The following is a 25,826-nucleotide window of genomic DNA, read 5'->3' as shown; positions in this document are numbered from 1 at the left end:
TCCTAAAGGCATCCTTAAAGATGCCTTTATTTTTTATCGACCTTCCGTAAATGAATAAGCCTATTCTACCTTTGGCTTTTCGCCAGTTTCTACACACGCTTTTTCTACCGTTACTTTTTTCGCATTCAAAGTTGGAAGATCGTACATAGTATCAAGTAATAAGCCTTCTACAATTGAACGTAATCCACGTGCGCCTGTTTTACGAACAATGGCTTTTTTCGCAATCGCAACGAGCGCATCTTGGGTAAACTCAAGTTCAACGCCTTCCATTTGGAATAATGCTTGATACTGCTTGATAATTGCATTTTTCGGTTCGGTTAAAATTTGAATTAATGCTGCTTCATCAAGTTCTTGTAACGGTGTTACAACCGGTAAACGACCAATTAATTCCGGAATTAAACCAAATCTTACCAAATCTTCCGGCTCAACTTGTTTAAATAGCTCCGTTAAATCTTGGCGCTCTTTATCATTTTTTAATTCAGCCGCAAAACCGATACCGCCTTGTTTATTGGTACGGGATTCAACAATTTTGTCTAATCCTGCAAAGGCACCGCCACAGATAAAGAGGATTTTTGAAGTATCTACAGGGATCGTTTCACCTTTTGGATGTTTACGAGATCCTTGAGGATTGATATTAGCAACCGTGCCTTCAAGTAATTTTAGTAAGGCTTGTTGTACACCCTCGCCTGATACATCTCGTGTAATTGAAGCGCTTTCAGATTTGCGGGTAATTTTATCGATTTCATCAATAAAAACGATGCCTCGTTCTGCCTGCTCTGCATCAAAATCACATTTCATCAATAATTTTTGGATAACGTTTTCTACATCTTCGCCCACATAGCCGGCTTGAGTCAATGTAGTGGCATCTGCGACAGCAAAAGGCACATTTAAACGGCGAGCTAATGTTTCAGCCAGTAACGTTTTACCGCTTCCTGTTGGTCCGATGAGTAAAATATTGCTTTTACCTAGCTCAACACCATTGGTCACTTCGTGATTAGATAATGCACTTTTTAAACGTTTATAATGGTTATATACCGCAACGGATAACACTTTTTTGGCATATTCTTGCCCAATCACATAATCATTTAAATGAGCATGTAATTCGTGTGGAGTGGGTACGTTATCGAAGAACTGACTTTCATCTTGTGCTTCATCAATTAATGGTTCTTCTTCGCCATTTAATAATGCATAAGATTCTTCAATACATTCGTTACAAATATGCCCTTCAGCCCCTTCAACTAATTGATCGACTTCTGAACGTTTTTTACCACAAAAACTGCAATGCGGTTCTTTTTCAAATGCCATTATGCCACCTCACCGCGTGATGTTAATACTTTATCAATCAAGCCATATTCTTTCGCTTCTTCAGCCGACATAAAGTTATCACGTTCTGTATCTGCCGCCACTTTATCAAAAGACTGTCCGCTGTGTTCAGCCATTTTACGAGTCAGCATCTCTTTTAATTTTAAGATTTCTTGCGCTTGAATTTGAATATCTGTTGCTTGACCACGTGCACCACCTAACGGCTGATGGATCATAACACGTGCATTTGGTAGCGCAAAACGTTTCCCTTTCGCTCCACCAGAAAGTAAGAATGCGCCCATTGAGCAAGCTTGTCCTGTACAAAGCGTAGCAACATCGGGTTTGATAAAATTCATGGTGTCATAAATGGCTAAGCCTGCTGTAACAACGCCACCTGGTGAATTGATATAAAGATAAATATCTTTTTCCGGATCTTCTGCTTCTAAAAATAATAATTGAGCGACAATCAAGTTTGCCATATTGTCTTCAACTTGACCGTTTAAGAAAATAATACGTTCTTTTAATAAGCGTGAGTAAATGTCGTATGAGCGTTCTCCTTTTGAGGTTTGCTCAACAACCATTGGAATGAGTGCCATTTTTTATTCCTTTTAATAAATCGTCATAAAACTTCACTATTTTAGCAAACTTTCAGAAAATCATTAACAATAAGCGGTGAGATTGCTACAATCTTTTGCAAATTTTATGAGGTAAAACAATGAATTTAGCTGAAATTTATCAACGTTTTGAAAATTGTAAATCTTGGGAAGAAAGATACCGCTTGTTAATTCAACTAAGTCGCCAACTTCCTAAACTAACCGAAGAAGAGTTAGCGCAATTACCGGAAATTCATGGCTGTGAAAGTCGCTTATGGTTTTCTTTCCAAATTGAGCCAAGAAAAGTGGTCGCTTATAGCGATGCTCGTTTAATGCAAGGGATCTTAGTTATTATCATAACCGCTTTAGGAGAAACCCCGAGCGAATCGTTACCCCAATTTGATTTAACAGGTCTATTCAATAAATTAAAAATTGCTCAACATCTAACAAGCACTCGCTTAAACGGGCTACGACAAATTCAGCAGATCGTAACCAATAGATAAAGAAAAAGCCTCAGATTTCTCTGAGGCTCTTCTATAAAACAACGTAAGGAGATACTATGTTCAAATATTGGCGGAACGGACGGGACTCGAACCCGCGACCCCCTGCGTGACAGGCAGGTATTCTAACCAGCTGAACTACCGCTCCGGAATTTATTGGCGGAATGGACGGGACTCGAACCCGCGACCCCCTGCGTGACAGGCAGGTATTCTAACCAGCTGAACTACCACTCCGCAACTGGTTTTTGTATAATAATGATTTCTTTCATTACACGCAAACATTTTTTAATAAAAGAAATTTAATTGCCTTGAAAATAGACAAAATGTACTCTTTTTAAGAACTATTCTAGGACAAGATTATCACGATTTCCCCAAATACAATTTTTTTTAGATTTTTTATATAGTAATTTAAGAAAAAGTTGATGTGCCTCAAGTTCGCTTTCATCCGCTTTTAAAATGACACTATTGCTTGTATCAAAAGCGATTTTTGGACCTTCCTCTAATAAATCCACCTGTGGATTTTCGTCATGTTCTTCTTCGGCTAATAATGCGATCTGCCCCCCTGTCATCATTAAGAAAACATCAGCTAGGATTTCTGCATCCAGTAACGCCCCGTGAAGTACACGCTTACTATTATCAATTCCTAAGCGATCGCATAATGCGTCCAAGTTATTCCGTTTTCCCGGATACATTTTTCTCGCTAAAGCAAGGCTATCTGTAACCGTACACATTTCCGCTGTTTTAGGTGGTGGATTAGCTAAAAAAGAAAATTCATGATCCATAAAGCCCACATCGAAGGGAGCATTGTGAATAACAAGCTCAGCCCCTTTAATAAAGGCGACAAATTCATCTACAATCTCAGCAAAAGTTGGTTTATCTTGCAAAAATTCGTTGGTAATACCGTGAACTTTAATCGCCTCCTCTTCAACCTCTCGAGGTGGTTTGATATAGACGTGAAATGTTCTCCCCGTTAAACGGCGGTTAATCACTTCTACTGCGCCAATCTCAATAATGTTATGTCCAATATGTGGCGCACCATTAAAGTTCATCCCTGTGGTTTCAGTATCTAGAACCACTTGTCGATGTATTTCTTGTTCTAACATATCATTTACTCATAAAAATCTTCTTCGTCATTATAGTCCATTTCCATCAAATGACTAAAATGATCTTGATAGAACCCACGACTAATCATAAATCGATACATTTTTTGTTTAGCTTTAATATCCCAAACTTTAGGTCTTTTCTTTTCAAAAACACGTTCGGCCAAGGTAAAAAAATCGATAATTTCCTCATATTCAGCTTCTTCTAAAGCTTGCGTAATTAAATAATCCGCAATACCTTTCATCTTTAGCTCTTGTTTTAATCGGCGAGGTCCTATTCCTTGTTGAGCACGATAGCGAAGAAATGCGCTACAAAAACGTTCATCACTAAGCCATTTATGTTCCTTTGCTTTTTCAATCGCCAGTTCAATTTCTTCCAAAGAATACTCTTTTAATTTTAACTTTGTGCGTACTTCTTTCTCACTGTAATCTCGTTTTGAGAGTAAATACAGCAAATAATTTGTTGCGCTGTATTTATGCGTCTTTTTCTCTGCTATTTTCTCTGTCATAGAAAAAATGCGACATTTCTGCCGCATTTCCTTGTTATAGTTTATAGTTCTTCGTCATTAAATTCTTCAACTACATCTTCTGCATCACTGTCTTTTTCATCGTCAAGTGCTAAAGCTGTATTTGGGTTTTTCATAAACAACTCTCGAAGATCAGCTTCAATTTTACTTGCAACTTCCGGATGTTCATTTAACCATTTAATCGCATTATTTTTACCTTGACCGATCTTATCGCCCTCATAAGAGAACCAAGCACCGGCTTTCTTAATAAAGCCTTGTTTTTCAGCCAAAATTAACAATTCATTGGTACGAGCAATCCCTTCGCCATACATAATATCAAATTGAACTTCACGGAATGGTGGTGCCACTTTATTTTTTACGACTTTCACTTTCGTTTCGCTACCAATGATATTATCGCCATCTTTGACAACACCGGTACGGCGGATATCTAAACGAACAGATGCGTAGAATTTTAATGCGTTACCACCCGTTGTCGTTTCCGGGTTACCGAACATCACACCAATTTTCATACGAATTTGGTTAATGAAAACAACTAAACAGTTCGTATTTTTGATATTCCCCGTTAATTTACGTAATGCTTGAGACATTAAACGAGCTTGTAAGCCCATATGTGAATCGCCCATATCGCCTTCGATCTCAGCTTTTGGCGTTAGTGCCGCAACAGAGTCCACGATAATCACATCAACAGCGCCTGAACGAACTAACGCATCACAAATTTCAAGCGCTTGCTCACCATTATCCGGTTGAGAAATCAATAAGTCATCGGTATTTACCCCTAATTTACGAGCATATACTGGATCTAAAGCGTGTTCTGCGTCAATAAATGCACAGGTTTTTCCTGCTTTTTGCGCTTGAGCAATGGTTGAAAGGGTTAATGTTGTTTTACCTGATGATTCCGGACCAAAAATTTCAACAATACGTCCCATTGGTAAACCGCCAATTCCCAAAGCCATATCCAAACCAAGAGAACCCGTTGAAACCGCTTCAATATCTAAGTTTTGCGTTTGTCCTAGCTTCATGATTGAGCCTTTACCAAACTGCTTCTCAATTTGTGCTAATGCTGCATCAAGCGCCTTCTTACGTTGTTCAGGATCGGTCTGTCTTGTTACTGTATTCACATTTTTTGAATTCTTTTTGTTATCTGAAGCCATAATTTGTTCCTTCGTAAATCATTGAAATTTTACAACCGCTTGTCGTAATTAACTGTATGTCAGTATAGTGGTTTGACATACAGTTGCAAGATTTTTTCATAAAAATGGCGAGAAAATCAGATCGTTTGCCGATCTAATAGGCGGAATAGTGGATAAAAAGATTAAAATTTAAGCTAAAAATGATTAGTATCCTAGCATTTTTTATCAAAATGCCAGGATTTTGAGAAAGATTAATGCCCGCTAAGGACTTTAGCCGGTTCTAATTTGGCAGCCCTTGCGGCAGGATATAAACTTGCAACAAGGCTTAATAGCATCGTTGCTAATAGAACATACAGCACATCAAGCCAGTTTAATTGGCTCGGTAAGAAATTAACAAAATAAACTCCATCGGATAATAATTTCACATTAAAGAACTGTTCAAGCATTTTAATGATCTCAGTTAAGTGGAGCGATAACAGCACACCTAAAACAATACCAATAGCTGCACCTTTCATCCCTGACAAAAGCCCATACCAAAGAAAAATGCGTTTGATAAAAGCATTATTCGCGCCAAGTGTCCGCATAATCGCAATATCGCCTTGCTTATCTTTTACCGCCATCACTAAAGTCGAAATGATATTAAAGCATGCTACCCCAATCACTAACACCATGGCAATGTACATGACGGTGCGAACTAACTGGATGTCGTTATACATATACCCAAACTTGTTAATCCATGTGTTGAGGTAAAGAGGCTGTTTAAATGTTTCTAATTGAGGCAATTCAAGCATTTGCGCTTCGAAAGGCGAAGTAAGAGCCAATTCTAACCCTGAAATCTCATTAGGGCGATACTCTAATAACTCTTGTGCTTTTTCTAAAGGAAGTAATGCATAGCTATGATCAAGTTGCCCTTCAAGTTTTAAAATACCCGTAACAGGTAAATTAAAACGCAAAGGTTGAGCTAATTTACCATCCTCTGCCGGTTGAGGAAGCAATAATGTCACCTCATCGCCTGCATTGACATCAAGTGATTTGGCAATCCCAGCACCTAAAATTAGGCCGCCCTCTTGATGAAATTGTTGCCATTGTGCTACTGGGACAAACTGCCCTATTTGGCTTACCTGATCTTGTTTAGCAGGATCAACACCTCTTACTTGTGCAATTTTAAGTGCTGTTCCATTCTCAATCAGTGCAGTAAAACTCACAAAAGGCGCAACGGCTCGCACATTTTGATTTTGCTTAACCAAAGCTTCAAGTTTCGCACTCTCTTTAATCGGCATATTGCCTTGCTGACCATAAGAAAATAATTCTGCGTGTGGGACTACCGATAATACCCGCTGATTAAGTTCACGTTCAAAGCCATTCATCGCACTTAGACCGATAATAAGCACAGCCACACCAAGTGCAATTCCCATCGTTGAGAACAATGAAATCAAAGAAACCAAGCGATTTTTCTGCTTGCCTCGTTGATAGCGCCAGCTAATGAAAAATGATGCTTTCATCAAATATCCTCACTCAACACACCATCTCGCATAATCAAACGGCGAGAAAGTTTATCCGCTAAAGCGAGATCGTGGGTAACCAATAAAAAAGCGGTATTCTGCTCTTGGTTTAATTGTTTGATTAAATCAAAAATACTTTCTGTCGTTTTTTGGTCTAAATTTCCGGTTGGTTCATCGGCAAGCACCAAAGCCGGTTTATTTACTAACGCACGTGCAATTGCAACCCTTTGACGCTCCCCCCCTGATAAGGCTGAAGGACGATGTGCAATTCGATGCGATAATCCGACCGCTTGTAACATTTTTTCGGCGCGATCTCTCGCTTCCGATTTATTTTGTTTGCCAATTAACATCGGCATCATCACATTTTCAAGCGCTGAGAAATCCGCCATTAAATGATGGAATTGATAAACAAAGCCTAAATTCTGATTTCGTAAGTACGCCAATTGATTTGCACTCAATTTTTGCAGAGATTGCCCGTTAATATAGACATTCCCCGAACTTGGCTGATCTAAGCCGCCCAAAGTATGCAATAACGTACTTTTTCCCGACCCGGAACTCCCGACGATTGCTACCAATTCGCCTTTATTCATCGTAAAATTCACATCTTTTAAGACCTGAACTTTTTGACTCCCTTCGTCATAAAATTTGTTGATTTGTTCACAGCGTAATAATTCTGTCATTGTTAATTACTCTATCTATAAAATAGTCTTATTCATATCTCAATGCTTGAGCCGGTTCAATTCTTGAAGCTCGGTAAGCAGGGTAAATGGTACAAAGTAGTGATAAGCCAATGGAAGCGGCGATAATCACAATCACTTGAGAGGCTGAGATCATCGTTGGTAAATGAATACTTGGGTTAATAAGATTCAATAAACTGCCTAAGTTATGGGTTACTAAAATACCTAAGCCCCCACCTAAAACAGCACCGAGAATCCCAACAAGACTGCCTTGTAGAACAAAAATTTGCGTTACTTGCCCTTTTGTTAAACCTTGAGTTTGTAAAATCGCAATTTCGCCTTGTTTATCGACTACCATCAAACTTAAAGAAGTTACAATGTTGGAAATCGCTACGATGATTATCAGACCGACTAATAAGCTCATCATATTTTTTTCCATGCGAACCGCTTGGAAAAATTCGCCTTTTTGTTCACGCCAATCACTGACTTGATATTGCGTTTCATCAAAAGAGAAAGGGAGCTCTGTCACTTTAAAAGGGTCTGTTAAGAAGAGACGAATCCCTTGTACTTGATCTTCGGTAATCCTTAATAGCCGTCCAACATCGGCTAAATTAGCAAAAAGGGTGTATTCACTTGCTTCATTATTAGAATAATAGATACCCGAAATATGAAATAAACGTTGTACCGGTACTCTTCCCATCGGGGTATATTGGCTATTTTCAGTAATCATTAAGCGGATTTTATCGCCCACGCCAATTTTTAATTTATCAGCTAACCGAGAGCCAATTAACACATTAAATTCCCCCTGAGGAAGCAGTTGAGCAATATTTTCCCCAGTTAATAAAGGATCGTCATTTTCTTGCTCAACACCGATGAGTTGTCCGGCATTGATGCCTTGCTGGCTTTGTATCATCACATTCGTTCGATTTATTGGGACTTGTTTGATGACAAATTCCGGCAAGGTAAGCTGCTGCATTTTAGAGAAATGCCCTTCCAAAGGCGAGATCACCGCATGCGGAAGCGTTGAAAGCAAATTACGCTTTTGCATATTCTCTAAGCCATTCATGACCGACAACATAATAATGAGTGCCATCACACCTAAGACAATTCCAAAACTGGCTAAATTCGTGACTAATCGACCGAATCGATCCGCACTTTTTGCCCGCCAATAACGACATGCGATAAAAAACGGCGTTAAATTCATTAAATAAATTCTTCCTATACTAAAATCTAAGGGGAAGTCTAGATTCACTTCCCCTCTATTCATTGCCGACATTATATAAAAATTTACGAAAATGAGCGTAAATTATTTTCCTGTTGCCACAAAGGTTTCCATATTTTCAGTCACTTTATTAACTAAAGTTGTTACTGCAGAATCACTCGCCCATGCAACATGAGGCGTAATCAGTAAATTTGGAAGACGTTTTGCCGCTAGCATAAGTGGATCATCCAGTTCTGGCGGTTCTTTTGCTAAAACATCAAGCGCAGCCCCTGCAATTTGGCGATTTTCTAGAGCCTCCAGTAATGCCTTTTCATCAACAAGTGGACCTCGCCCTGTATTGATAAGATAAGCTGTCGGTTTCATCAAAGCCAATGTTTCCGCATTGACCAAATGTTGCGTTTGCTCTGTTAAAGGGCAATGTAACGACACTATATCGGCTTGCTTAAATGCTTCTTCAAAAGGTACATAACCTTCACGGATAACCTGAGCATTTTTATGTTCTGCAAAAATAACACGCATTCCGACCGCTTGCGCTAAGCGAGCGACTTCAGATCCTGTGTTTCCTTTACCAAAAATGGCTAATGTAGAACCTCGAATATCCGTAACCGGATAATCTACATAGCAGAACTGCCCACAAGTTGCCCAACGATCCGTCATAATTTGATCTCGATGATAGCTCATCAAACTATGCTTCAGTGCGTAAATCATCCCCATCACATGTTCAGGTACAGTAACGCTCGAGTAGCCTGTCACATTTTTGACAACAATGCCTAACTCTTGTGCTGCCACCATATCCACATTATTGGTTCCTGTTGCCGTGATCGCAATCAGCTTTAATTTAGGTAATTTTGCTAATAATTCTCGCGTTAATAACACCTTACTTGTGATAATAATGTCTGCCTCTTTCGCTCGTTCATACGTCTGATCAGCCGATGTGCGATCATATTCAATCCATTGATGAGCAAAATTTGGACGTGGAATTTCGTGTGTAGCCGGAATACCTGTTCTATCAAGAAAAACAATGGTAAGCATAATCTTCTCCTGAAAATATCTTAATCACTAAAAATAACGCAAGTTTCACTATTCTAGCGATATTCTTGGTTCAACAAAACATATCCTTAAAAATAGAGTCTTTATTTTATCAGAATTTTGAGTGTAATTTAGTCTGGTTATTTTGGTACAAACTGAAATGACATGGAACTTGTTATTATAAATATAACAAGCAATTTTATATTTGTATGAGGTTTTTATTATGTCAAAATTATTGACTAAATTAAGCGTTGCGGCACTTGTCGTAATGTCAATGGGTGCTTATGCCACTGTATCTATTGATGGTGAAGGCGAGCTTCCTCCAGCATCTACTTCACAGCCATCTAACTCAGCAGTGACAAGTGGACAAGTTCGTTTCCAAGGACAGGTTTTAGCTAATATTTGTTCTGTTGCAACAAACTCTCGTGATGTGCTTGTAAAATTACCAGCAGTAAAAGCAAATGAGCTTGCTAAAAATAGTGAGTCTGCAAAAGGTAATACACAATTCCAAATTACATTAGAAGGCTGTCCTTTAGCGGGTTATGTTGTACGTGAAGGCGATAAAAAATCAAATGTAAGTATTTATTTTGATGGTGATGCTCAGACTGTAACTGCAGAAGGTACGTTAAAAGAAGTAAATCCAGCTGCAAATTCAGCAAAAGGCGTTGAAATCCAATTATTTAATGCAACAAATCAAAAAATTAACTTAAAAGCTGGTAAAGATGCACAAGCTCAGTTAATTAAAAAAGCACTTGGCGAAGAAAACGTGACTTTCCAATTCTCGGCTGAGTATGTTGCTAACGGCAAAGTTGAGCCAGGTTTTGTTTCAACACAAGTTCCGTTTACCATTGATTATCAATAATCATGTTTTTAGTCTCCTCGTATAAGGGGAGACTTTTGTTTTTTTGATGACATTTTAGAGGTTGTATGAGGATAAAATATTTATGGACTTTACTCATTGGCGTCTTTACATTTACCACAGCACACGCCAATGTTGTTATTACAGGGACACGAGTTGTTTATCCAGCAGATAAAAAAGTAGTGAGTGTTGAGCTTGAAAATAAACAGGCTAGACCCGCTTTGGTTCAGGCTTGGATTGAAAAAGATAATTCGGCCGGAGCACAAAATATTACATCCGTACCTTTTTCTATTAATCCACCGATGACTCGTGTGGAAGCAAATTCTCGTCATACTTTACGTATTCGCTATACGGGTGAAAAGCTTGCTCAAGATCGAGAAACGTTATTTTATTTTAATTTATTAGATATTCCCCCTAAACCGAAAGCAGAAGAAAAAGCTGATAGCTATATGCAATTAACGGTACGTAACCGATTAAAATTGTTTTTTAGACCCCATAATTTACCTTATACCGTTCATGATGCCTATACAAAAACAGTTTGGCAACTAGATGGCAGTGTATTAAGAGTGCACAATCCAGAGCACCTTATTATATTACTTATGAAGATGTCGTAGTGAAACAAGGCAATAAAGTGATCTCAGATATCATTAAAAATGGAATGGTTGCACCGTTTTCTGATTTAACGTTTACATTAAGACATGCTGTATCTCGTGGAGACAGTGTGGAATGGGGTGTCATTAATGATTTTGGTGGTAGCACAAAAGGAGTAACGTCTTTAGTACGTTAAATGGTAGTAGTTTATGGATATATTTTCACGAAAGAGATTAGCTATTGCTATCGCTACGGCACTCTCAGTTGTACCGGTTTATGCATCTGTTGAACAAGATGAAGGTGATGAATTTAACGCCTCCTTTCTACATAGTCCAAATGGGCAAACGATTAATGTTGATCGATTTCGATATAAAAATGAAGTATTGCCTGGCGAGTATCTAGCCGATATCACTCTTAATCAGAAACCTCTCGGTCAATATTCCATCACTTTTATTGATGAACGAAATGGTAGAGCAAGATTATGTATAGACTCGGCACTACTTGCTATGTTTGATATTAAGTCTGATGCCATAGAAAAGAAACCTACCGATGGAGAATGCTTAAGTACATTCGAGGTAATTCCTAAGGGAAAATTTACTTTTGATCTCTCAAGTCAAAAGTTAAATTTAGAATTACCTCAAGAATTAACGATTGTCAGACCTAAAGGATATATCGCTCCAAGCCGATGGGAAAAGGGTATTCCGGCACTTTTTACTCACTACCGTTTAAATTACTATCAAACAAAGAGAGAAAATGAGAAAGAAAGTGAGCATTATACCTATCTCGGCTTACGTAGTGGTGCAACATGGAATGGTTGGACAGTGCGACATCGTGGATCTTATACAGATAGAAATTACAGAGATAAACGTTATCAGTCTTATGATACTTATGTGCAACATGATGTCGATACATTACAAGGCCGATTAACCTTAGGGGATTTCTATACTCAAGGACGTGTTGCCGATAGTATCAGTTTACGTGGTATTGCTTTAGCGTCAGATCCTCGCATGTTGCCAAATTCTCAACAAGGATTTGCGCCAACAGTAAAAGGTGTTGCTAATACAAATGCTAAAGTGACGATTCGCCAAAATGGTAATATTATCTATGAAACAACTGTACCACCTGGCCCATTTGTAATTGATGATATTTATCCAAGTGGTTATGCCGGGGATTTATTGGTTGAAATAACAGAGAATAACGGCTCTGTCCGTTCTTTTATTGTTCCTTATACTAGTGGGTCTGGGTTAATGCGTCAGGGACAGCTGTGGTATGAAGTTGCAGCGGGGCATTATCGCCAAAATAGCCATCTTTATCCGGTTAATGTTTTTCAAACATCCATGCAATATGGGCTAAATAATGTATTAACATTGAATGGTGGTGCAACAATTGCCGATCATTACTATTCGGGAAATTTAGGCTTGATTTGGCAAAACCCGTTAGGTACTTTTGAAACAAAAGCAACACTATCGCATTTAAAAAATAGACCTCAAAGCCCATCATTTAAAATCATATATAGTAAAAACTTGATGGATTCCCAAACCTATCTTTATGCAACTGCGGAATACTTTTTAGGAGATTACGATTACAGTTTAAATGATACCGTTTTAGATCATGATAATCCAAATCTATATAGTAAATACGCCATTAAAGAGAAATATCGTCTCTCTTTAAATCAACCGTTAGGTGATTCGTACGGTAATCTTTATCTTGCAGGAACAGCCAACCGTTATCGTCAAGATGGAAAATTAGCATACGGCTATCAAGTTGGATATAGCGTATATTTAAAAAATATAGATTTTCAAATAGGCTATTGGAGAGAACAGCGAGAAGATCAACGACAAGATAATCAGTTTTACGCGAATTTCTCTATTCCATTTAGCATTGGTCATAGCCAAAATTACTTACGTAATGCATATACGAGAGATACTCAAAATCACTATATTGCTCAAACATCTTTATATGGTACAGCCGGTGAATATGATCAGTTTAATTATGGAGGAACAGTAAGCAAACAGGAAAACCTTACCGCTTATTCTGTCAATGCTGGATATGATTCGCCCTTTATACGTTTAGGGATAACTCATAGCCATAGCCCTTATATTAATCAACGATCCTACGAAGCAAGTGGAGCAGTTGTTGCTCATCCTTATGGTATAACATTAAGTTCAGCACTAGGAGAGACGTTTGCTATTATCCATGCAAAAGGTGCAAAAGATGCTCGAATTAAAAATAAAATGAACCATCGCTTAGATTACTGGGGCAATGCTATTGTGCCATATTTGAGTCCTTATCGGATTAATTCTGTAGGAATAGATATAGAAGATCTACCTGAAGATATTGAAATTTCAGCAACTAGTAAAGATGTAATTCCGCGTGCTAATACCGCTTCTTTAGTAAAATTAGAAACACAATCAGGAACATTACACTTCTTTGATGTAAATCTTCGTGATAATACACTACCACCAATAGGTACAGAGATTTTTGATCATCAAGGGCGGCTTATTGGGCACGTAGGACAAGGTGGACGAGCTTTCTTCCGTACAGAAGAAACAAATGGTACATTGAGATTAGTATGGGGACCAAGCCAAAAAGAACAGTGCAAACTAAACTATGCAATATTAAATAGCGAAAGAAAAGTACAATGTTTACCTGAGCATTAGAATGATAAAACGTACTAAGGAAGTAATAAATTGATATATCCTTAATCAGTCTGCTGTAAACCTCTAGATATACTCTAGAGGTTTATCAACAAGTGGGTGCCACCATGAACATTCAATGTATCTTTTATTTATTATGCCTCGAGTTTCCTTACACCTATCTACTTTTCTACACTATTACTCTCTTGAACAAAACTCAGTGCTTGCTCAACAACTTCAACACCAGCACCTGCTTTACAAGCGTTTTCACTTAAATGACGGCGCCACTGTCTTGCTCCTTTGCAGTTTTGGAATGCGCCTAACATATGGCGTACAATATGATTGAGGTAAACGCCCTTCGCTAATTCCTTTTCAATATAAGGTAGCATTTTCTCTACGGCTTCTCGTGCGGTTACAAGCGGTTTGTTTTCATTAAAAATTTGCGAATCAATTTCCCCTAACAAAGATGGATTTTGATAAGCTTCACGTCCCACCATCACGCCATCAACGAATTGTAAGTGGTGTTTGATCTCCTCAATCGTTTTAATTCCTCCGTTAATGGAGATGTTTAAATGTGGAAAATCACGTTTTAATTGGTAAACACGTTCGTAATCAAGTGGTGGAATTTCACGATTTTCTTTAGGGCTTAGTCCTGAAAGCCATGCTTTTCGGGCATGTACGATAAAATCATTTGAATATGGTTGGATTTTCTCAATAAAGTCACATAAAAATGCATAGCTATCAAGCTCATCAATACCGATACGATGTTTTACGGTGACAGGAATTTCAACAGCATCTTGCATCGCTTTAATGCAATCAGCAACGAGGTCGGCTTTTCCCATTAAACAAGCACCAAACATCCCGTTTTGTACGCGATCAGAAGGGCAACCAACATTTAAATTGACTTCAGCATAACCTCTTTCCTGCACTAATTTAGCGCAGTGCGCTAATTGAGTAGGATCGCTCCCGCCTAATTGAAGTGCGACAGGATTTTCTGCTGGATCATATTCTAACAAATCATATTTTGCATGAATGATTGCTGGAGCGGTAATCATTTCCGTATATAGCAAAGCATGTTGGCTAAATTGTCGATGAAAGTAACGGCAATGGCGAGTCGTCCAATCCAACATTGGTGCAACAGAAAAACGTCCTGAATAAAATTGATTTTGCATATTTTGAGTTAATTTAAAAAGAAACAAGCGGTTTAATTTTTATTGAGAGTTGCAAAAAAGCAATCAAAATTAACCGCTTGTAAAATAAAGCTAGAATGGCGTGAATCATACTATAAAATGGCAAAATTGTCCTAAATTTCCCTCAAAATACATTATTTGTATAGATAGGTAAAATCTATGAGGTTACTATATATAGTGTTTTGCTTGCTAAAAATACACTAGATATTGATTTTAATAAGTTAAAAAATATTTTCCTTTATAAATCAAAGGGCTAATGAAAAACATCTTTGTCAAGACTTGTTCTTCTAAAAAATTTTACCTAAAATCTGCACCTCTTTGAAGGAAAAATTATAGAGCAGCAGTATGAAAAGAAGAAATCTCTTTGAAAAACGCTTGAATATCAAGCCATACGAATACCCAGAACTCCTTGAGTTTAAAGATGCCATTCGCCATTCTTATTGGTTACACACTGAGTTTAATTTTACAGGGGACATTCAAGATTATCGTACCACGATTACGGATCATGAACGCCATGTATTGACTCGTGCAATGTTGGCAATTTCTCAGGTTGAAGTAAATGTAAAACGCTTCTGGGGCGAGCTTTATCGTTATTTCCCGAAACCAGAAATGGATGATGTTGGTGGAACTTTCGCTGAATCTGAGGTTCGCCATAAAGATGCTTATTCTTTCTTACTTGAAAAACTTGGTTTAAATGAAATGTTTAGCCAAATTCAAGATATTGAGCCTCTGATGAATCGTATCCGTTATATGGAATCTTTCATGAAAGATAAGGATGCTGGTAAAGGTGAATTTGTATTATCGCTCGTATTATTCTCTTTATTTGTTGAGCATATTTCACTGTTTGGTCAATTCTTAATCATGATGTCTTTTAATAAATATAAAAATTTATTTAAAGGGATTTCAAATGCAGTAGAAGCGACATCTAAAGAAGAAGAGATTCACGGTAAATTTGGTATTGCGTTATACGAAATTTTACGTGATGAACATAGTGAATTATTTACACCAGCATTCTTTGAAGAATTACAAACGCTTGCAAGTCAGGCTTTTGAAGCTGAAAAAGGGATCTTAGATTGGATCTTCGAAGAGGGTGATTTGAGTTTTATCAGCAAAGAAACGGTATTAAATTACATTAAGAGCCGTTATAACAATTCACTCGTTACATTGGGGTTAGAACCACCACATGACATTAACCCTGAGTTATTAAAAGAAACAGCATGGTTTGATATTGAAATTCTTTCAACAAAAGAAACAGATTTCTTTAACAAACGTAGTACCGATTATAGTAAAAAAATGAAACAGATTACCGCCGATGATTTATTCTAATATTCGCCCAGATTTTGCATGGCTAAATGAAGATAGCCGTTTATTTTTACAACGTGGTTATTTGCTAGAAGGCACAACTGCGTTAGATCGTATTCGTTATATTGCAGAGCATGCTGAACATAAGCTTGGTATTGAAGGCTTTGCTGATAAATTCTACCACTATATGGCTCGTGGTTATTTCTCTCTTTCTTCGCCGATTTGGTCTAACTTTGGTTTAGATCGTGGCTTACCGATTTCTTGTTTTGGTAGCTATATCGGTGACTCTATCCATGAGATCATGGAAACAACCGCAGAAGTGGGAATGATGAGTAAAATTGGTGGTGGTACATCAGGTTACTTTGGCGATATTCGCCCACGTGGTTCAGCCATTAAAAATAACGGTAAATCAGACGGTTCGTTTAACTTTAGTAAATTGTTTGATACCGTGATCGATGTGATTTCACAAGGGACATCACGTAAAGGACAGTTTGCTGGTTATATTGATATTGAGCATGGCGATATTGATGAGTGGCTCGATATTCATACGGAAGGTAATCCAATTCAGTTGATGTATTATGGGGTTTGCGTAGGGCGTGAATGGTTAGAGTCCATGAAAGCCGGCGACCCATATAAGCGTCAATTATGGGCAAAATTATTACAACGCAAAACAGAAACCGGTATTCCATATCTGTTCTTTAAAGATAATGCGAATGCAGGTCGACCAGATGTTTATAAAGATAAAAACATGACCGTACATGCGTCAAATTTATGTACTGAAATCATGTTACCATCAAACTCAGAGGAAAGCTTTGTTTGTTGTTTATCTTCCATGAATCTACTTTATTTTGATGAGTGGAAAGACACGGATGCGCCAGAAGTATTAACTTACTTCCTTGATGTTGTAATGAGTGAATTTATTGAAAAAAGTAAAGATATCCCATTCTTACACCGTGCAACAAAATTTGCGATTCGCCACCGTGCGCTAGGTTTAGGCGTATTGGGATGGCATAGTTATTTACAATCGAATAACATTCCTTTTGACAGTTTTGAAGCAATGCAAAAAAATAATCTAATCTTCAAAACATTACAGGAAAAGACCTTAAAAGCATCGCAAGAATTAGCGCAACGTTTTGGTGAGCCAGAGCTATTAAAAGGCTACGGGCGCCGCAATACTACCTTGATGAGTATTGCTCCAACTAAATCAAGTAGCTTTATTTTAGGTAGTGTTTCGCCATCTGTTGAGCCGTTTAAATCAAATTACTATGTAAAAGATTTAGCGAAGATCAAAACTGTTTATAAAAACCCATTCTTAGAGAAATTACTCAAAGAAAAAGGGTTAGATAAAGAAGAGATTTGGGAATCAATTTTACATACTGATGGTTCTGTTCAACATTTAGAACAGCTGTCAGAGCATGAAAAGGATGTATTTAAGACATTTGCTGAAATCAGCCAATTAAGTGTGATTCAACAAGCAGCACAGCGTCAAAAATATATCGACCAAGGTCAAAGTATTAACTTAATGATTCATCCTGCAACACCGGCACGTGATTTGAATCAGCTATATTTAACTGCTGAAGAGCTAGGTCTAAAATCGATTTATTATCAAAACTCAATGAGTGCTGCGCAAGTGTTTAACCGTAATTTGCTCAGTTGTTCAAGCTGTGAAGGCTAAAGAAAGATAATAATGAAAAAAGCGTAGTAAAAAGAGTTTACTACGCTTTTTTAGATCAAAAACAAATTTATCTATTACACCAAATATACAGGCATAGTTTTCAAAAATTAGCAACCATTTTGTCTACTATGCCTATATTTAAGTATATCTTATCAAACCTTAAATTTTGCTTTTATCTCGAACCGCACCTTTATCCGCCGATGTCGCAAAATGTCCGTACACTTTTAGTGCAAAAGAAACTTCACGCTGACGGTTTGCCGGTTTCCAGCCTTTCGCATCTTGTTCTGCTCGGCGTTGAGCAAGCTCAGCTTCAGGCACAACCAGCTGGATTGAGCGGTTTGGAATATCAATTTCAATGGTATCGCCATCTTTAACGACACCAATTAAACCACCTGCGGCGGCCTCTGGTGAACAGTGTCCGATAGATAAGCCTGATGTACCGCCAGAGAAACGCCCGTCCGTTAATAAGGCACAAGCCTTACCTAAGCCCATAGATTTTAAATAGCTGGTTGGATAAAGCATCTCTTGCATACCTGGCCCGCCTTTTGGACCTTCGTAGCGGATAACTACAACGTGTCCTGCACGCACTTTTCCACCTAAAATGCCTGCAACCGCATCTTCTTGGCTTTCAAATACAATGGCTTCACCTTTGAATTTTAAGATCGACTCGTCCACCCCTGCGGTTTTTACGATACAGCCGTCTAAAGCGATATTGCCCGATAACATTGCTAAACCACCGTCTTGGCTGTAAGCAAACTCTTTGCTACGGATACAACCACTTTGACGATCATCATCAACCGTATCCCAACGACAATCTTGCGAGAACGCTTGCGTTGTACGAATACCAGCCGGCCCTGCACGGAAGAATTTATGCACTGCTTCATCTTTGGTTAGCATAATGTCGTACTTCGCAATTTGTTCCGCAAGGCTTAAACCTAACACGGTGCGCGTTTGATTGTTGAGCAAGCCTGCACGATCTAATTCGCCAAGAATTGCCATAATGCCACCTGCACGGTGTACGTCTTCCATATGGTATTTCGCTGTATTTGGTGCCACTTTGCTCAAGCAAGGCACTTGGCGAGAAAGGCGATCGATATCCGCCATTGTGAAATCCACTTCCGCTTCTTGTGCTGCAGCAAGTAAGTGTAAGACGGTATTGGTTGAACCGCCCATTGCAATATCTAGGCTCATTGCGTTGTTAAATGCATCCTTAGTTGCGATAGAACGTGGCAATACAGAGCAATCATCTTGCTCATAATATTTTTTGCATAGCTCAACAATTTGCGTACCAGCGTCTAAAAATAACTGCTTACGGTCGGCGTGGGTTGCAAGGCAAGAACCGTTGCCAGGTAAACTTAAACCCAATGCTTCAGTTAAACAGTTCATTGAGTTTGCCGTAAACATACCTGAGCAAGAGCCACAAGTCGGACAAGCGGAACGTTCAATCGCATCAACATCGGCATCAGAGACATTTTTATCTGCACTCTGCACCATCGCATCGACTAAGTCTAATTTAATGATTTGATCGGATAGCTTGGTTTTTCCAGCTTCCATCGGACCGCCTGAAACGAAAATCGTCGGAATATTCAAACGCAACGCTGCCATTAACATTCCTGGGGTAATTTTGTCACAGTTTGAAATACAGACCATCGCATCAGCACAGTGTGCGTTTACCATATATTCCACGCTGTCGGCAATTAAATCACGGCTCGGTAAAGAATAAAGCATACCGCCGTGTCCCATCGCAATTCCATCATCAACTGCAATGGTATTAAACTCTTTTGCCACGCCACCTGCTTTCTCAATTTGCTCGGCAACAAGCTGCCCCATATCTTTTAAATGAACGTGTCCCGGTACGAATTGGGTAAATGAGTTCACCACCGCAATAATCGGCTTACCAAAGTCATTTTCTTTCATTCCCGTCGCACGCCATAATGCACGCGCCCCTGCCATATTGCGACCTTGTGTACTGGTCGCTGAACGTAATTTAGGCATATCTAATCACTCCAAGTATCTAATGTTGTGTGCTAAAAAATAGAGCTATTCTACTGTAAATTTAATTTAAGCGGTAAAATTTTGCGGATTTTTTGCAAAAAAGAAGGCTCTCAATGAGAGCCTCTTTAATAAATAAAATTAACGCCACGCTTTATATTGGTTGATTAAACCATTTGTTGAGCTATCGTGGCTTGCAATTTCTTCATTGCCTTGAAGCTCAGGTAAAATGCGGTTTGCTAACTGTTTGCCTAATTCCACACCCCATTGGTCGAAGCTGTAAATGTTGAAGATAACACCTTGTACAAAGATTTTATGTTCATACATTGCAATCAACGCCCCAAGCGTAAATGGTGTGATTTTTTGAACCAAAATTGAGTTGGTCGGTTTATTGCCGGTAAAAACTTTAAACGGCACGATTTCTGCAACATCTTCTAATTTTTTACCCGCTTGTAAGAACTCTTGTTCTACCACTTCTTTTGATTTACCGAAGGCAAGTGCTTCTGTTTGAGCAAAGAAGTTTGAAAGCAATTTAGCGTGATGGTCACCAACCGGATTATGCGTTTGCGCCGGTGCGATAAAATCACAAGGGATCAATTTCGTGCCTTGGTGAATTAACTGATAGAAAGCATGTTGTCCATTTGTTCCTGGCTCACCCCAAACGATTGGACCGGTTTGATAACTTACTGACTTGCCATCACGACCAACAAATTTACCATTTGATTCCATATTCCCTTGTTGGAAATAAGCCGCAAAACGATGTAAGTATTGATCGTAAGGTAATAGCGCTTCGGTTTCTGCGCCTAAGAAATTACAGTTCCAAATGCCAATCAGTGCTAATGTTGTTGGAATATTTTGTTCAATTGGCGCGCTGCGGAAATGTTTATCCATTTCGTGAGCACCATCTAATAACTGCTCAAAATTCTCAAAACCGATAGATAAAGCAATAGATAAACCAATTGCAGACCAAAGAGAATAACGACCGCCAACCCAATCCCAGAATTCAAACATATTGTTAGTATCAATACCAAATTTAGCCACTTCTGAAGCATTAGTTGAAAGCGCTGCAAAGTGTTTTGCAACTGCTGACTCATCTTTTGCATGGCTTAATAACCATTCACGAGCGGTTAAAGCATTTGTCATGGTTTCTTGGGTAGTAAAGGTTTTAGAAGCGACCAGCACAAGCGTGGTTTCAGGATTTACTTTTTTCAATGTTTCCGCAATATGAGTGCCATCTACGTTTGATACAAAGTGCATGGTGAGATGATTTTTATATGGGCGTAACGCTTCTGTTACCATATAAGGACCTAAATCCGAACCACCGATCCCAATGTTAATGACATCAGTAATGGCTTTGCCGGTATAACCTTTCCATTCGCCTGAAATAATACGTTGGCAAAACGCTTTCATTTTCGCTAAAACAGCATTAACTTCCGGCATCACATCTTTGCCATCGACATAAACCGGTGTATTCGAACGGTTACGTAGTGCAGTATGCAATACGGCACGATTTTCAGTACGGTTAATTTTTTGACCGCTAAACATCGCTTCTGTCGCTGATTTTAATTGGCATTCATCGGCTAATTGGCGTAATAAGTCTAAGGTTTTATCATTAACCGCATTTTTAGAGTAATCGACTAGAATTTGATTTGCAAAATTTAAAGAGTATTGATTAAAGCGAGAGGCATTTTCGGCAAATAATTGAGGAATAGTTAAATTTTCTGCTTTATGTTGTTCAAGCGCTTGCCAAGCGACTGTTTGAGTAGGATTGATTTTTTGCATGATAAATTTCCTTTAAAGTATAAAAATAAAATTGACATAATTTTAATGAATTTTAAAAGAAATCAAAAGCAATTTAGCTATTTAATAAAACAGATGATGAAAATAAAATCGAAAGAAGAATGGCTGGGGTACTAGGATTCGAACCTAGGGATGCCGAGATCAAAACCCGGTGCCTTACCGCTTGGCGATACCCCAAAAGAAAAAAACTAACAAGCGTTAGTTTATAATGAATAGTAAATTAGATGGCTGGGGTACTAGGATTCGAACCTAGGGATGCCGAGATCAAAACCCGGTGCCTTACCGCTTGGCGATACCCCAACACTAATTTTTCGTAAACTGATAAATGGTGCGGGACGAGGGACTTGAACCCACACACCTCTCGGCGCCAGAACCTAAATCTGGTGCGTCTACCAATTTCGCCAGTCCCGCAATATGGTGGCTACAGCGAGATTCGAACTTGCGACCCCAACATTATGAGTGTTGTGCTCTAACCAGCTGAGCTATGTAGCCATATCATTTGCGTTCACCATATCGGTTTACGGGGTGCATTATGCTGATTTTCCCCCTACTCGTCAAATACTTTTTTCAATTTTTTAAATAAAATTGTTTTTTTGCTTATGAATTCAACGTTTTGATATAAAAACAGCACAAATTTGCTTATTTCCTAATAGCTTACAAAATGCTATTTTGTCTTTTTCATTTCCGTTTGTAATTGTGCTAATACCGGCTCTACCTTCGGTAGTACGTTTTCCCACAATTTAAAAGACTCAGCAGCCTGCCCTACCAACATGCCTAAACCATCTTGGTATTTTTCAACACCTTGAGAACGAGCATAATTTAAAAACGGCGTACGCATATCAACGGCATACTGCATATCATATACACAGCTACCCACTAAAACCGATTGAGGTAACTCGACATACTTACCCTGCAAACCTAATGATGTTGCATTGATAATTAAATCAAACTTAGATTGAATAATATCTTCCCAACAAGCGGCTTGAATTTTCCCAAACTTTGCAAATTTTTCAGCTAATTCGACCGCTTTTTCATGAGTTCGGTTATAAAGGGTAATCTGCTGATTAGCTTTTAATAATGGAAACAACACGCCCTTAGTTGCTCCACCGGCCCCTAAAATGAGTACTCGTTGTTTTTCAATCAACCAGCCTAAACGTGCTAAATCTGAGCATAAACCTGCACCATCCGTATTTTCAGCATATAAACGCCCATCATCTAATTTTTTTAACGTATTACAAGCTTCTGCTAATAAACACCCTTCACTATGTAGATCCGCTAGTTTGAACGCACGCTCTTTAAAAGGTGCAGTAATATTTGCCCCTTTAGCGCCTTGCTGAAAAAACATTTGAATTTGCTGTTCAAAAGTTTGCTCATCGCCAAGTTTTGCTTCATACAAAATATTTTTTTGAGTTAATTCGCCAAATAATTGATGAATACGAGGCGATTTACTTTGTGCAATCGGGTTTCCCCATACGGCATATTGGTGCATTCTTTCTTCTTACCTGTTTGGTTTTTTATTCTTTATGCGACTTCGATACTTCGTAAGTATATTTCTATTTCTCACAAATAGATAAAGGAATATCTTATGAACAAGATCACGTGGACATTCTTAATATTATTTATACTCTTTATGATATTTCTGACGCATACCATCTAATTCAGCCAACAATGCTTTAGCTTCGTCTAATTTACCCGCTTTTGCTTGTTCATTTGCTTTTTTGACAACGTCAATCACTTCTTGCATACCGGCTTGATAGCCTTTAAAACGTGTTTCATCGCCTTCTAAGCTTGCCGGCATCGTTGCTTTTGCTTGTTCAGACAAGGTAATAAAATGATTAGCTGAAGCTTGGAAAGCTTCTACAGTTTCGGCACTATTGAGTAAATTGAGTTGCTGTTTCATTTGAAACATTTCTTTCATCACGCCAGCTGACATTGCTGTTGTTGAAATTGCAAGTAGGCTTACTGCTAAAAGTGTTTTCAATTTCATATTTATTTTCCCACGGTTACAAAAAAATTATTAAAAGAATTTGTATTTTAATCTATCTATGGCTTGCGAGAAAAGGTTATTTCTTAGAGAATAAACACTTTTTAATGCTTCTCCTTGTGAGAAGTCCTGACTTGTAATCAGAAGAGAATTTAATATATGACTTTAAAATACGCTAAACCAGAATTACTTTCGCCAGCCGGCACATTAAAAAATATGCGCTATGCTTTTGCTTATGGAGCAGATGCCGTTTATGCAGGGCAGCCTCGTTATAGCTTACGTGTTCGTAATAATGAGTTTAATCACGCAAACTTAGAAATTGCGATTAAAGAAGCTCACGAATTAGGTAAAAAATTCTATGTGGTGGTTAATATTGCGCCACATAACTCAAAATTAAAAACCTTTATTAAAGATCTCAAAGTAGTGGTAGATATGAAACCCGATGCTTTGATTATGTCTGATCCTGGTTTAATTATGCTTGTTCGTGAGAATTTCCCAGAGATGGATATTCATCTTTCTGTTCAAGCGAATGCGGTAAACTGGGCAACGGTTAAATTCTGGAAGCAAATGGGATTAACCCGTGTGATTTTATCTCGTGAGTTGTCATTAGAAGAGATTGAAGAAATTCGCCAAAATGTACCGGATATTGAGCTAGAAATTTTTGTACATGGCGCATTATGTATGGCTTATTCCGGACGTTGCTTACTTTCTGGTTATATCAATAAACGTGACCCAAATCAGGGAACCTGTACCAATGCTTGTCGTTGGGAATACAAAATGGAAGAAGGAACAACGGATGATGTAGGGAATATTGTCCCTCAGGATGCAGTGCAAAAATATCAGCCTGAAATTGAAGTCACGAATGTGGCTCCCACTTTAGGGGAAGGCGCTCACACAGATAAAGTGTTCCTTTATACCGAGCCAAATCGTCCGGATGAACAGATGACCGCATTTGAGGATGAACACGGCACTTATTTTATGAATTCGAAAGATTTGCGTGCGGTACAACATGTAGAACGTTTAACCCAAATGGGCGTTCACTCGCTTAAAATTGAAGGGCGCACCAAGTCATTTTATTACTGCGCAAGAACCGCACAAGTCTATCGTAAAGCCATTGATGATGCAGCTGAAGGCAAACCTTTTGATACTTCGTTATTAGATACTTTAGAAAGTTTGGCGCATCGTGGTTATACAGAGGGTTTCTTACGCCGTCATACACACGATGAATATCAAAATTATGAGTATGGCTATTCCATTTCAGAGCGTCAGCAGTTTGTGGGCGAATTTACCGGTAAACGTAACGAACAAGGCATGGCAGAAGTTGCAGTGAAAAATAAATTCCTTGTTGGCGATTCGGTAGAGATGATGACCCCCAAAGGTAATATAGTGTTCAAAATTGACCGCTTGTTAAATCGTAAGAATGAAAATGTTGAGGCTGGTTTAGGCGATGGGCATTTTGTTTTTGTTGATGTGCCACAGGATATTGAATTAGATTTTGCGTTGTTAATGCGAAATTTAACCGATACCAATACAAGAAATCCGCATAAGGTGTAATTTTATATCTTTATTGGCGTTCTCTGTAGAAGATCAGATTTAATCTGACAATTCACTATAAAAAATGAGAGTTTCCCGTTTAGAATATGAGTGTTAAATTCGATCTAAACCAAAAAGGAAACTCTCATGTTTTATTTTACCACCCCACTCATAAATACAAGACCGATTTACTTAATTTAGCATAAGAACTTGGTAATATTTCTCAAGCCTACAAAATGATGGGGATGAACCGAAATACATTTTATCATTATCAACAAGCAGGGTAGTGTACAATCATTACTAAATCAAAATCGACGTGTTCTCAATCTAAAAAGCCAGCGGTACATTCTATTTGACTTAGACATAATTTAGCCAATTTTAAACAAGGATTGACCTCTCTTGAAAACTTGTTGCAAAACAAGGAATTATATTAAGTGAGGCACAGGCCCTTGAACTATCAAGGAATTGTTTAAGTACTAATTTTGCATCTAACTCCGTACTTTCTCCACCAGATTGGAGTTTTAAGACTTGAATAATCACGTCTTCTAATAAAGCTAAATTCAAATTAGCCGTTAAATCTGAAGGTTTAAACATTTTTAAACTATCAGGCATAGAATATTTGCCTGATAAAATAAGTAAATCTGACAGATTTACTTAGACTGATGACAAACCCAAAATAAAT

The 25,826-nt window shown here is 38.3% G+C and carries 22 protein-coding genes, 6 tRNA genes and 1 pseudogene; 9 read left to right on the top strand and 20 right to left on the bottom strand.

Going from position 1 to position 25,826, the window contains the following annotated elements; genetic code table 11:
• Positions 1 to 60 precede the first annotated feature (60 nt).
• Both clpX and clpP read right to left on the bottom strand, forming a co-directional pair.
• Entirely contained in the window at positions 61 to 1,305 is a 1,245-nt protein-coding gene (gene clpX / locus AM305_RS11375; RefSeq protein WP_005826238.1) for an ATP-dependent protease ATP-binding subunit ClpX, read from the bottom strand.
• On the bottom strand, positions 1,305 to 1,898 hold the full coding sequence (gene clpP, locus AM305_RS11370; protein ID WP_005818894.1) for an ATP-dependent Clp endopeptidase proteolytic subunit ClpP: 594 nt from the start codon (positions 1,896 to 1,898) through the stop codon (positions 1,305 to 1,307). Before clpP ends, clpX begins: the two co-directional genes overlap by 1 nt.
• 119 nt (positions 1,899 to 2,017) lie before the next feature.
• On the opposite strand from clpP, the gene AM305_RS11365 reads away from it, so the two are divergent.
• A complete protein-coding gene (locus AM305_RS11365) occupies positions 2,018 to 2,398 on the top strand; it encodes a SufE family protein (protein WP_005826237.1) in 381 nt (126 codons plus the stop codon).
• 68 nt (positions 2,399 to 2,466) lie between these two features.
• Here the strand turns inward: AM305_RS11365 and AM305_RS11360 are convergent.
• From AM305_RS11360 to AM305_RS11320, 9 genes are all read right to left on the bottom strand, one after another.
• Positions 2,467 to 2,543 (bottom strand) — tRNA-Asp (locus AM305_RS11360).
• A gap of 9 nt (positions 2,544 to 2,552) precedes the next feature.
• Positions 2,553 to 2,629 (bottom strand) — tRNA-Asp (locus AM305_RS11355).
• Positions 2,630 to 2,736: 107 nt separating this feature from the next.
• The gene (gene dnaQ, locus AM305_RS11350) at positions 2,737 to 3,498 is read right to left on the bottom strand and encodes a DNA polymerase III subunit epsilon (protein WP_005826235.1); all 762 of its coding nucleotides are present in this window, start codon (positions 3,496 to 3,498) and stop codon (positions 2,737 to 2,739) included.
• A gap of 5 nt (positions 3,499 to 3,503) precedes the next feature.
• On the bottom strand, positions 3,504 to 4,004 hold the full coding sequence (recX, locus tag AM305_RS11345) for a recombination regulator RecX (RefSeq protein ID WP_005826234.1): 501 nt from the start codon (positions 4,002 to 4,004) through the stop codon (positions 3,504 to 3,506).
• Between the two features lie 41 nt (positions 4,005 to 4,045).
• Positions 4,046 to 5,173, bottom strand: a complete 1,128-nt coding sequence (gene recA, locus AM305_RS11340) for a recombinase RecA (RefSeq protein ID WP_005826232.1) — start codon at positions 5,171 to 5,173, stop codon at positions 4,046 to 4,048.
• Positions 5,174 to 5,403: 230 nt separating this feature from the next.
• A complete protein-coding gene (gene lolE / locus AM305_RS11335) occupies positions 5,404 to 6,654 on the bottom strand; it encodes a lipoprotein-releasing ABC transporter permease subunit LolE (RefSeq protein WP_005826230.1) in 1,251 nt (416 codons plus the stop codon).
• Positions 6,654 to 7,334, bottom strand: coding sequence for a lipoprotein-releasing ABC transporter ATP-binding protein LolD (gene lolD / locus AM305_RS11330; RefSeq protein ID WP_005826228.1), 681 nt, complete (start codon positions 7,332 to 7,334; stop codon positions 6,654 to 6,656). Before lolD ends, lolE begins: the two co-directional genes overlap by 1 nt.
• 28 nt (positions 7,335 to 7,362) lie before the next feature.
• On the bottom strand, positions 7,363 to 8,535 hold the full coding sequence (locus tag AM305_RS11325; RefSeq protein WP_005826226.1) for a lipoprotein-releasing ABC transporter permease subunit: 1,173 nt from the start codon (positions 8,533 to 8,535) through the stop codon (positions 7,363 to 7,365).
• Between the two features lie 102 nt (positions 8,536 to 8,637).
• Positions 8,638 to 9,585 carry a 2-hydroxyacid dehydrogenase gene (locus AM305_RS11320; protein ID WP_005826224.1) on the bottom strand — a complete coding sequence of 316 codons (948 nt, stop codon included), beginning with the start codon at positions 9,583 to 9,585 and terminating at the stop codon, positions 8,638 to 8,640.
• Between the two features lie 220 nt (positions 9,586 to 9,805).
• On the opposite strand from AM305_RS11320, the gene AM305_RS11315 reads away from it, so the two are divergent.
• The 4 genes from AM305_RS11315 (at position 9,806) to AM305_RS11305 (ending at position 13,692) form a co-directional block, all read left to right on the top strand.
• Positions 9,806 to 10,444 carry a fimbrial protein gene (locus tag AM305_RS11315; protein ID WP_005826223.1) on the top strand — a complete coding sequence of 213 codons (639 nt, stop codon included), beginning with the start codon at positions 9,806 to 9,808 and terminating at the stop codon, positions 10,442 to 10,444.
• 65 nt (positions 10,445 to 10,509) lie between these two features.
• Complete coding sequence (locus AM305_RS11310) at positions 10,510 to 11,055, top strand: fimbrial biogenesis chaperone (protein ID WP_005826221.1); 546 nt, start codon at positions 10,510 to 10,512, stop codon at positions 11,053 to 11,055.
• Between the two features lie 17 nt (positions 11,056 to 11,072).
• Complete coding sequence (locus AM305_RS12820) at positions 11,073 to 11,228, top strand: fimbrial biogenesis chaperone (RefSeq protein ID WP_237698386.1); 156 nt, start codon at positions 11,073 to 11,075, stop codon at positions 11,226 to 11,228.
• Between the two features lie 13 nt (positions 11,229 to 11,241).
• Complete coding sequence (locus AM305_RS11305; RefSeq protein ID WP_005826217.1) at positions 11,242 to 13,692, top strand: fimbria/pilus outer membrane usher protein; 2,451 nt, start codon at positions 11,242 to 11,244, stop codon at positions 13,690 to 13,692.
• A 158-nt stretch (positions 13,693 to 13,850) separates the two neighbouring features.
• Here AM305_RS11305 and dusA read toward each other — a convergent pair whose 3' ends face one another.
• Positions 13,851 to 14,840 carry a tRNA dihydrouridine(20/20a) synthase DusA gene (dusA, locus tag AM305_RS11300; protein ID WP_005826215.1) on the bottom strand — a complete coding sequence of 330 codons (990 nt, stop codon included), beginning with the start codon at positions 14,838 to 14,840 and terminating at the stop codon, positions 13,851 to 13,853.
• A gap of 363 nt (positions 14,841 to 15,203) precedes the next feature.
• On the opposite strand from dusA, the gene AM305_RS11295 reads away from it, so the two are divergent.
• Entirely contained in the window at positions 15,204 to 16,184 is a 981-nt protein-coding gene (locus AM305_RS11295) for a ribonucleotide-diphosphate reductase subunit beta (RefSeq protein WP_005826213.1), read from the top strand.
• Positions 16,171 to 17,835: a ribonucleoside-diphosphate reductase subunit alpha gene (locus tag AM305_RS11290; RefSeq protein WP_005826211.1), complete on the top strand. Its 1,665-nt coding sequence runs from the start codon at positions 16,171 to 16,173 to the stop codon at positions 17,833 to 17,835. The genes AM305_RS11295 and AM305_RS11290 overlap by 14 nt, the downstream gene beginning before the upstream one ends.
• Before the next feature lie 159 nt (positions 17,836 to 17,994).
• Here AM305_RS11290 and ilvD read toward each other — a convergent pair whose 3' ends face one another.
• The 8 genes from ilvD to AM305_RS11250 all read right to left on the bottom strand — a co-directional run bounded on the left by ilvD (position 17,995) and on the right by AM305_RS11250 (position 23,614).
• Positions 17,995 to 19,830: a dihydroxy-acid dehydratase gene (gene ilvD, locus AM305_RS11285; RefSeq protein ID WP_005826210.1), complete on the bottom strand. Its 1,836-nt coding sequence runs from the start codon at positions 19,828 to 19,830 to the stop codon at positions 17,995 to 17,997.
• Positions 19,831 to 19,968: 138 nt separating this feature from the next.
• A complete protein-coding gene (gene pgi, locus AM305_RS11280; RefSeq protein WP_005826208.1) occupies positions 19,969 to 21,609 on the bottom strand; it encodes a glucose-6-phosphate isomerase in 1,641 nt (546 codons plus the stop codon).
• Positions 21,610 to 21,729: 120 nt separating this feature from the next.
• Positions 21,730 to 21,804 (bottom strand) — tRNA-Gln (locus AM305_RS11275).
• A 48-nt stretch (positions 21,805 to 21,852) separates the two neighbouring features.
• Positions 21,853 to 21,927 (bottom strand) — tRNA-Gln (locus AM305_RS11270).
• Between the two features lie 26 nt (positions 21,928 to 21,953).
• Positions 21,954 to 22,038 (bottom strand) — tRNA-Leu (locus AM305_RS11265).
• Positions 22,039 to 22,042: 4 nt separating this feature from the next.
• Positions 22,043 to 22,119 (bottom strand) — tRNA-Met (locus tag AM305_RS11260).
• 172 nt (positions 22,120 to 22,291) lie between these two features.
• Positions 22,292 to 23,116: a shikimate dehydrogenase gene (gene aroE / locus AM305_RS11255; RefSeq protein WP_005826205.1), complete on the bottom strand. Its 825-nt coding sequence runs from the start codon at positions 23,114 to 23,116 to the stop codon at positions 22,292 to 22,294.
• A 126-nt stretch (positions 23,117 to 23,242) separates the two neighbouring features.
• A complete protein-coding gene (locus AM305_RS11250) occupies positions 23,243 to 23,614 on the bottom strand; it encodes a cytochrome b562 (RefSeq protein ID WP_005826203.1) in 372 nt (123 codons plus the stop codon).
• 156 nt (positions 23,615 to 23,770) lie between these two features.
• Here AM305_RS11250 and trhP point away from each other — a divergent pair, with 156 nt between their 5' ends.
• Positions 23,771 to 25,165: a prephenate-dependent tRNA uridine(34) hydroxylase TrhP gene (gene trhP, locus AM305_RS11245; protein WP_005826202.1), complete on the top strand. Its 1,395-nt coding sequence runs from the start codon at positions 23,771 to 23,773 to the stop codon at positions 25,163 to 25,165.
• Positions 25,166 to 25,251: 86 nt separating this feature from the next.
• Positions 25,252 to 25,607, top strand: a pseudogene (locus AM305_RS12815) (helix-turn-helix domain-containing protein); the annotation flags it as partial.
• Positions 25,608 to 25,826: the final 219 nt, after the last annotated feature.

The sequence above is a fragment of the Actinobacillus minor NM305 genome (assembly GCF_000175195.1).
Taxonomy (GTDB): Bacteria; Pseudomonadota; Gammaproteobacteria; order Enterobacterales; family Pasteurellaceae; genus Haemophilus_A; species Haemophilus_A minor.
This window is presented reverse-complemented; position numbering and strand designations above follow the sequence as displayed.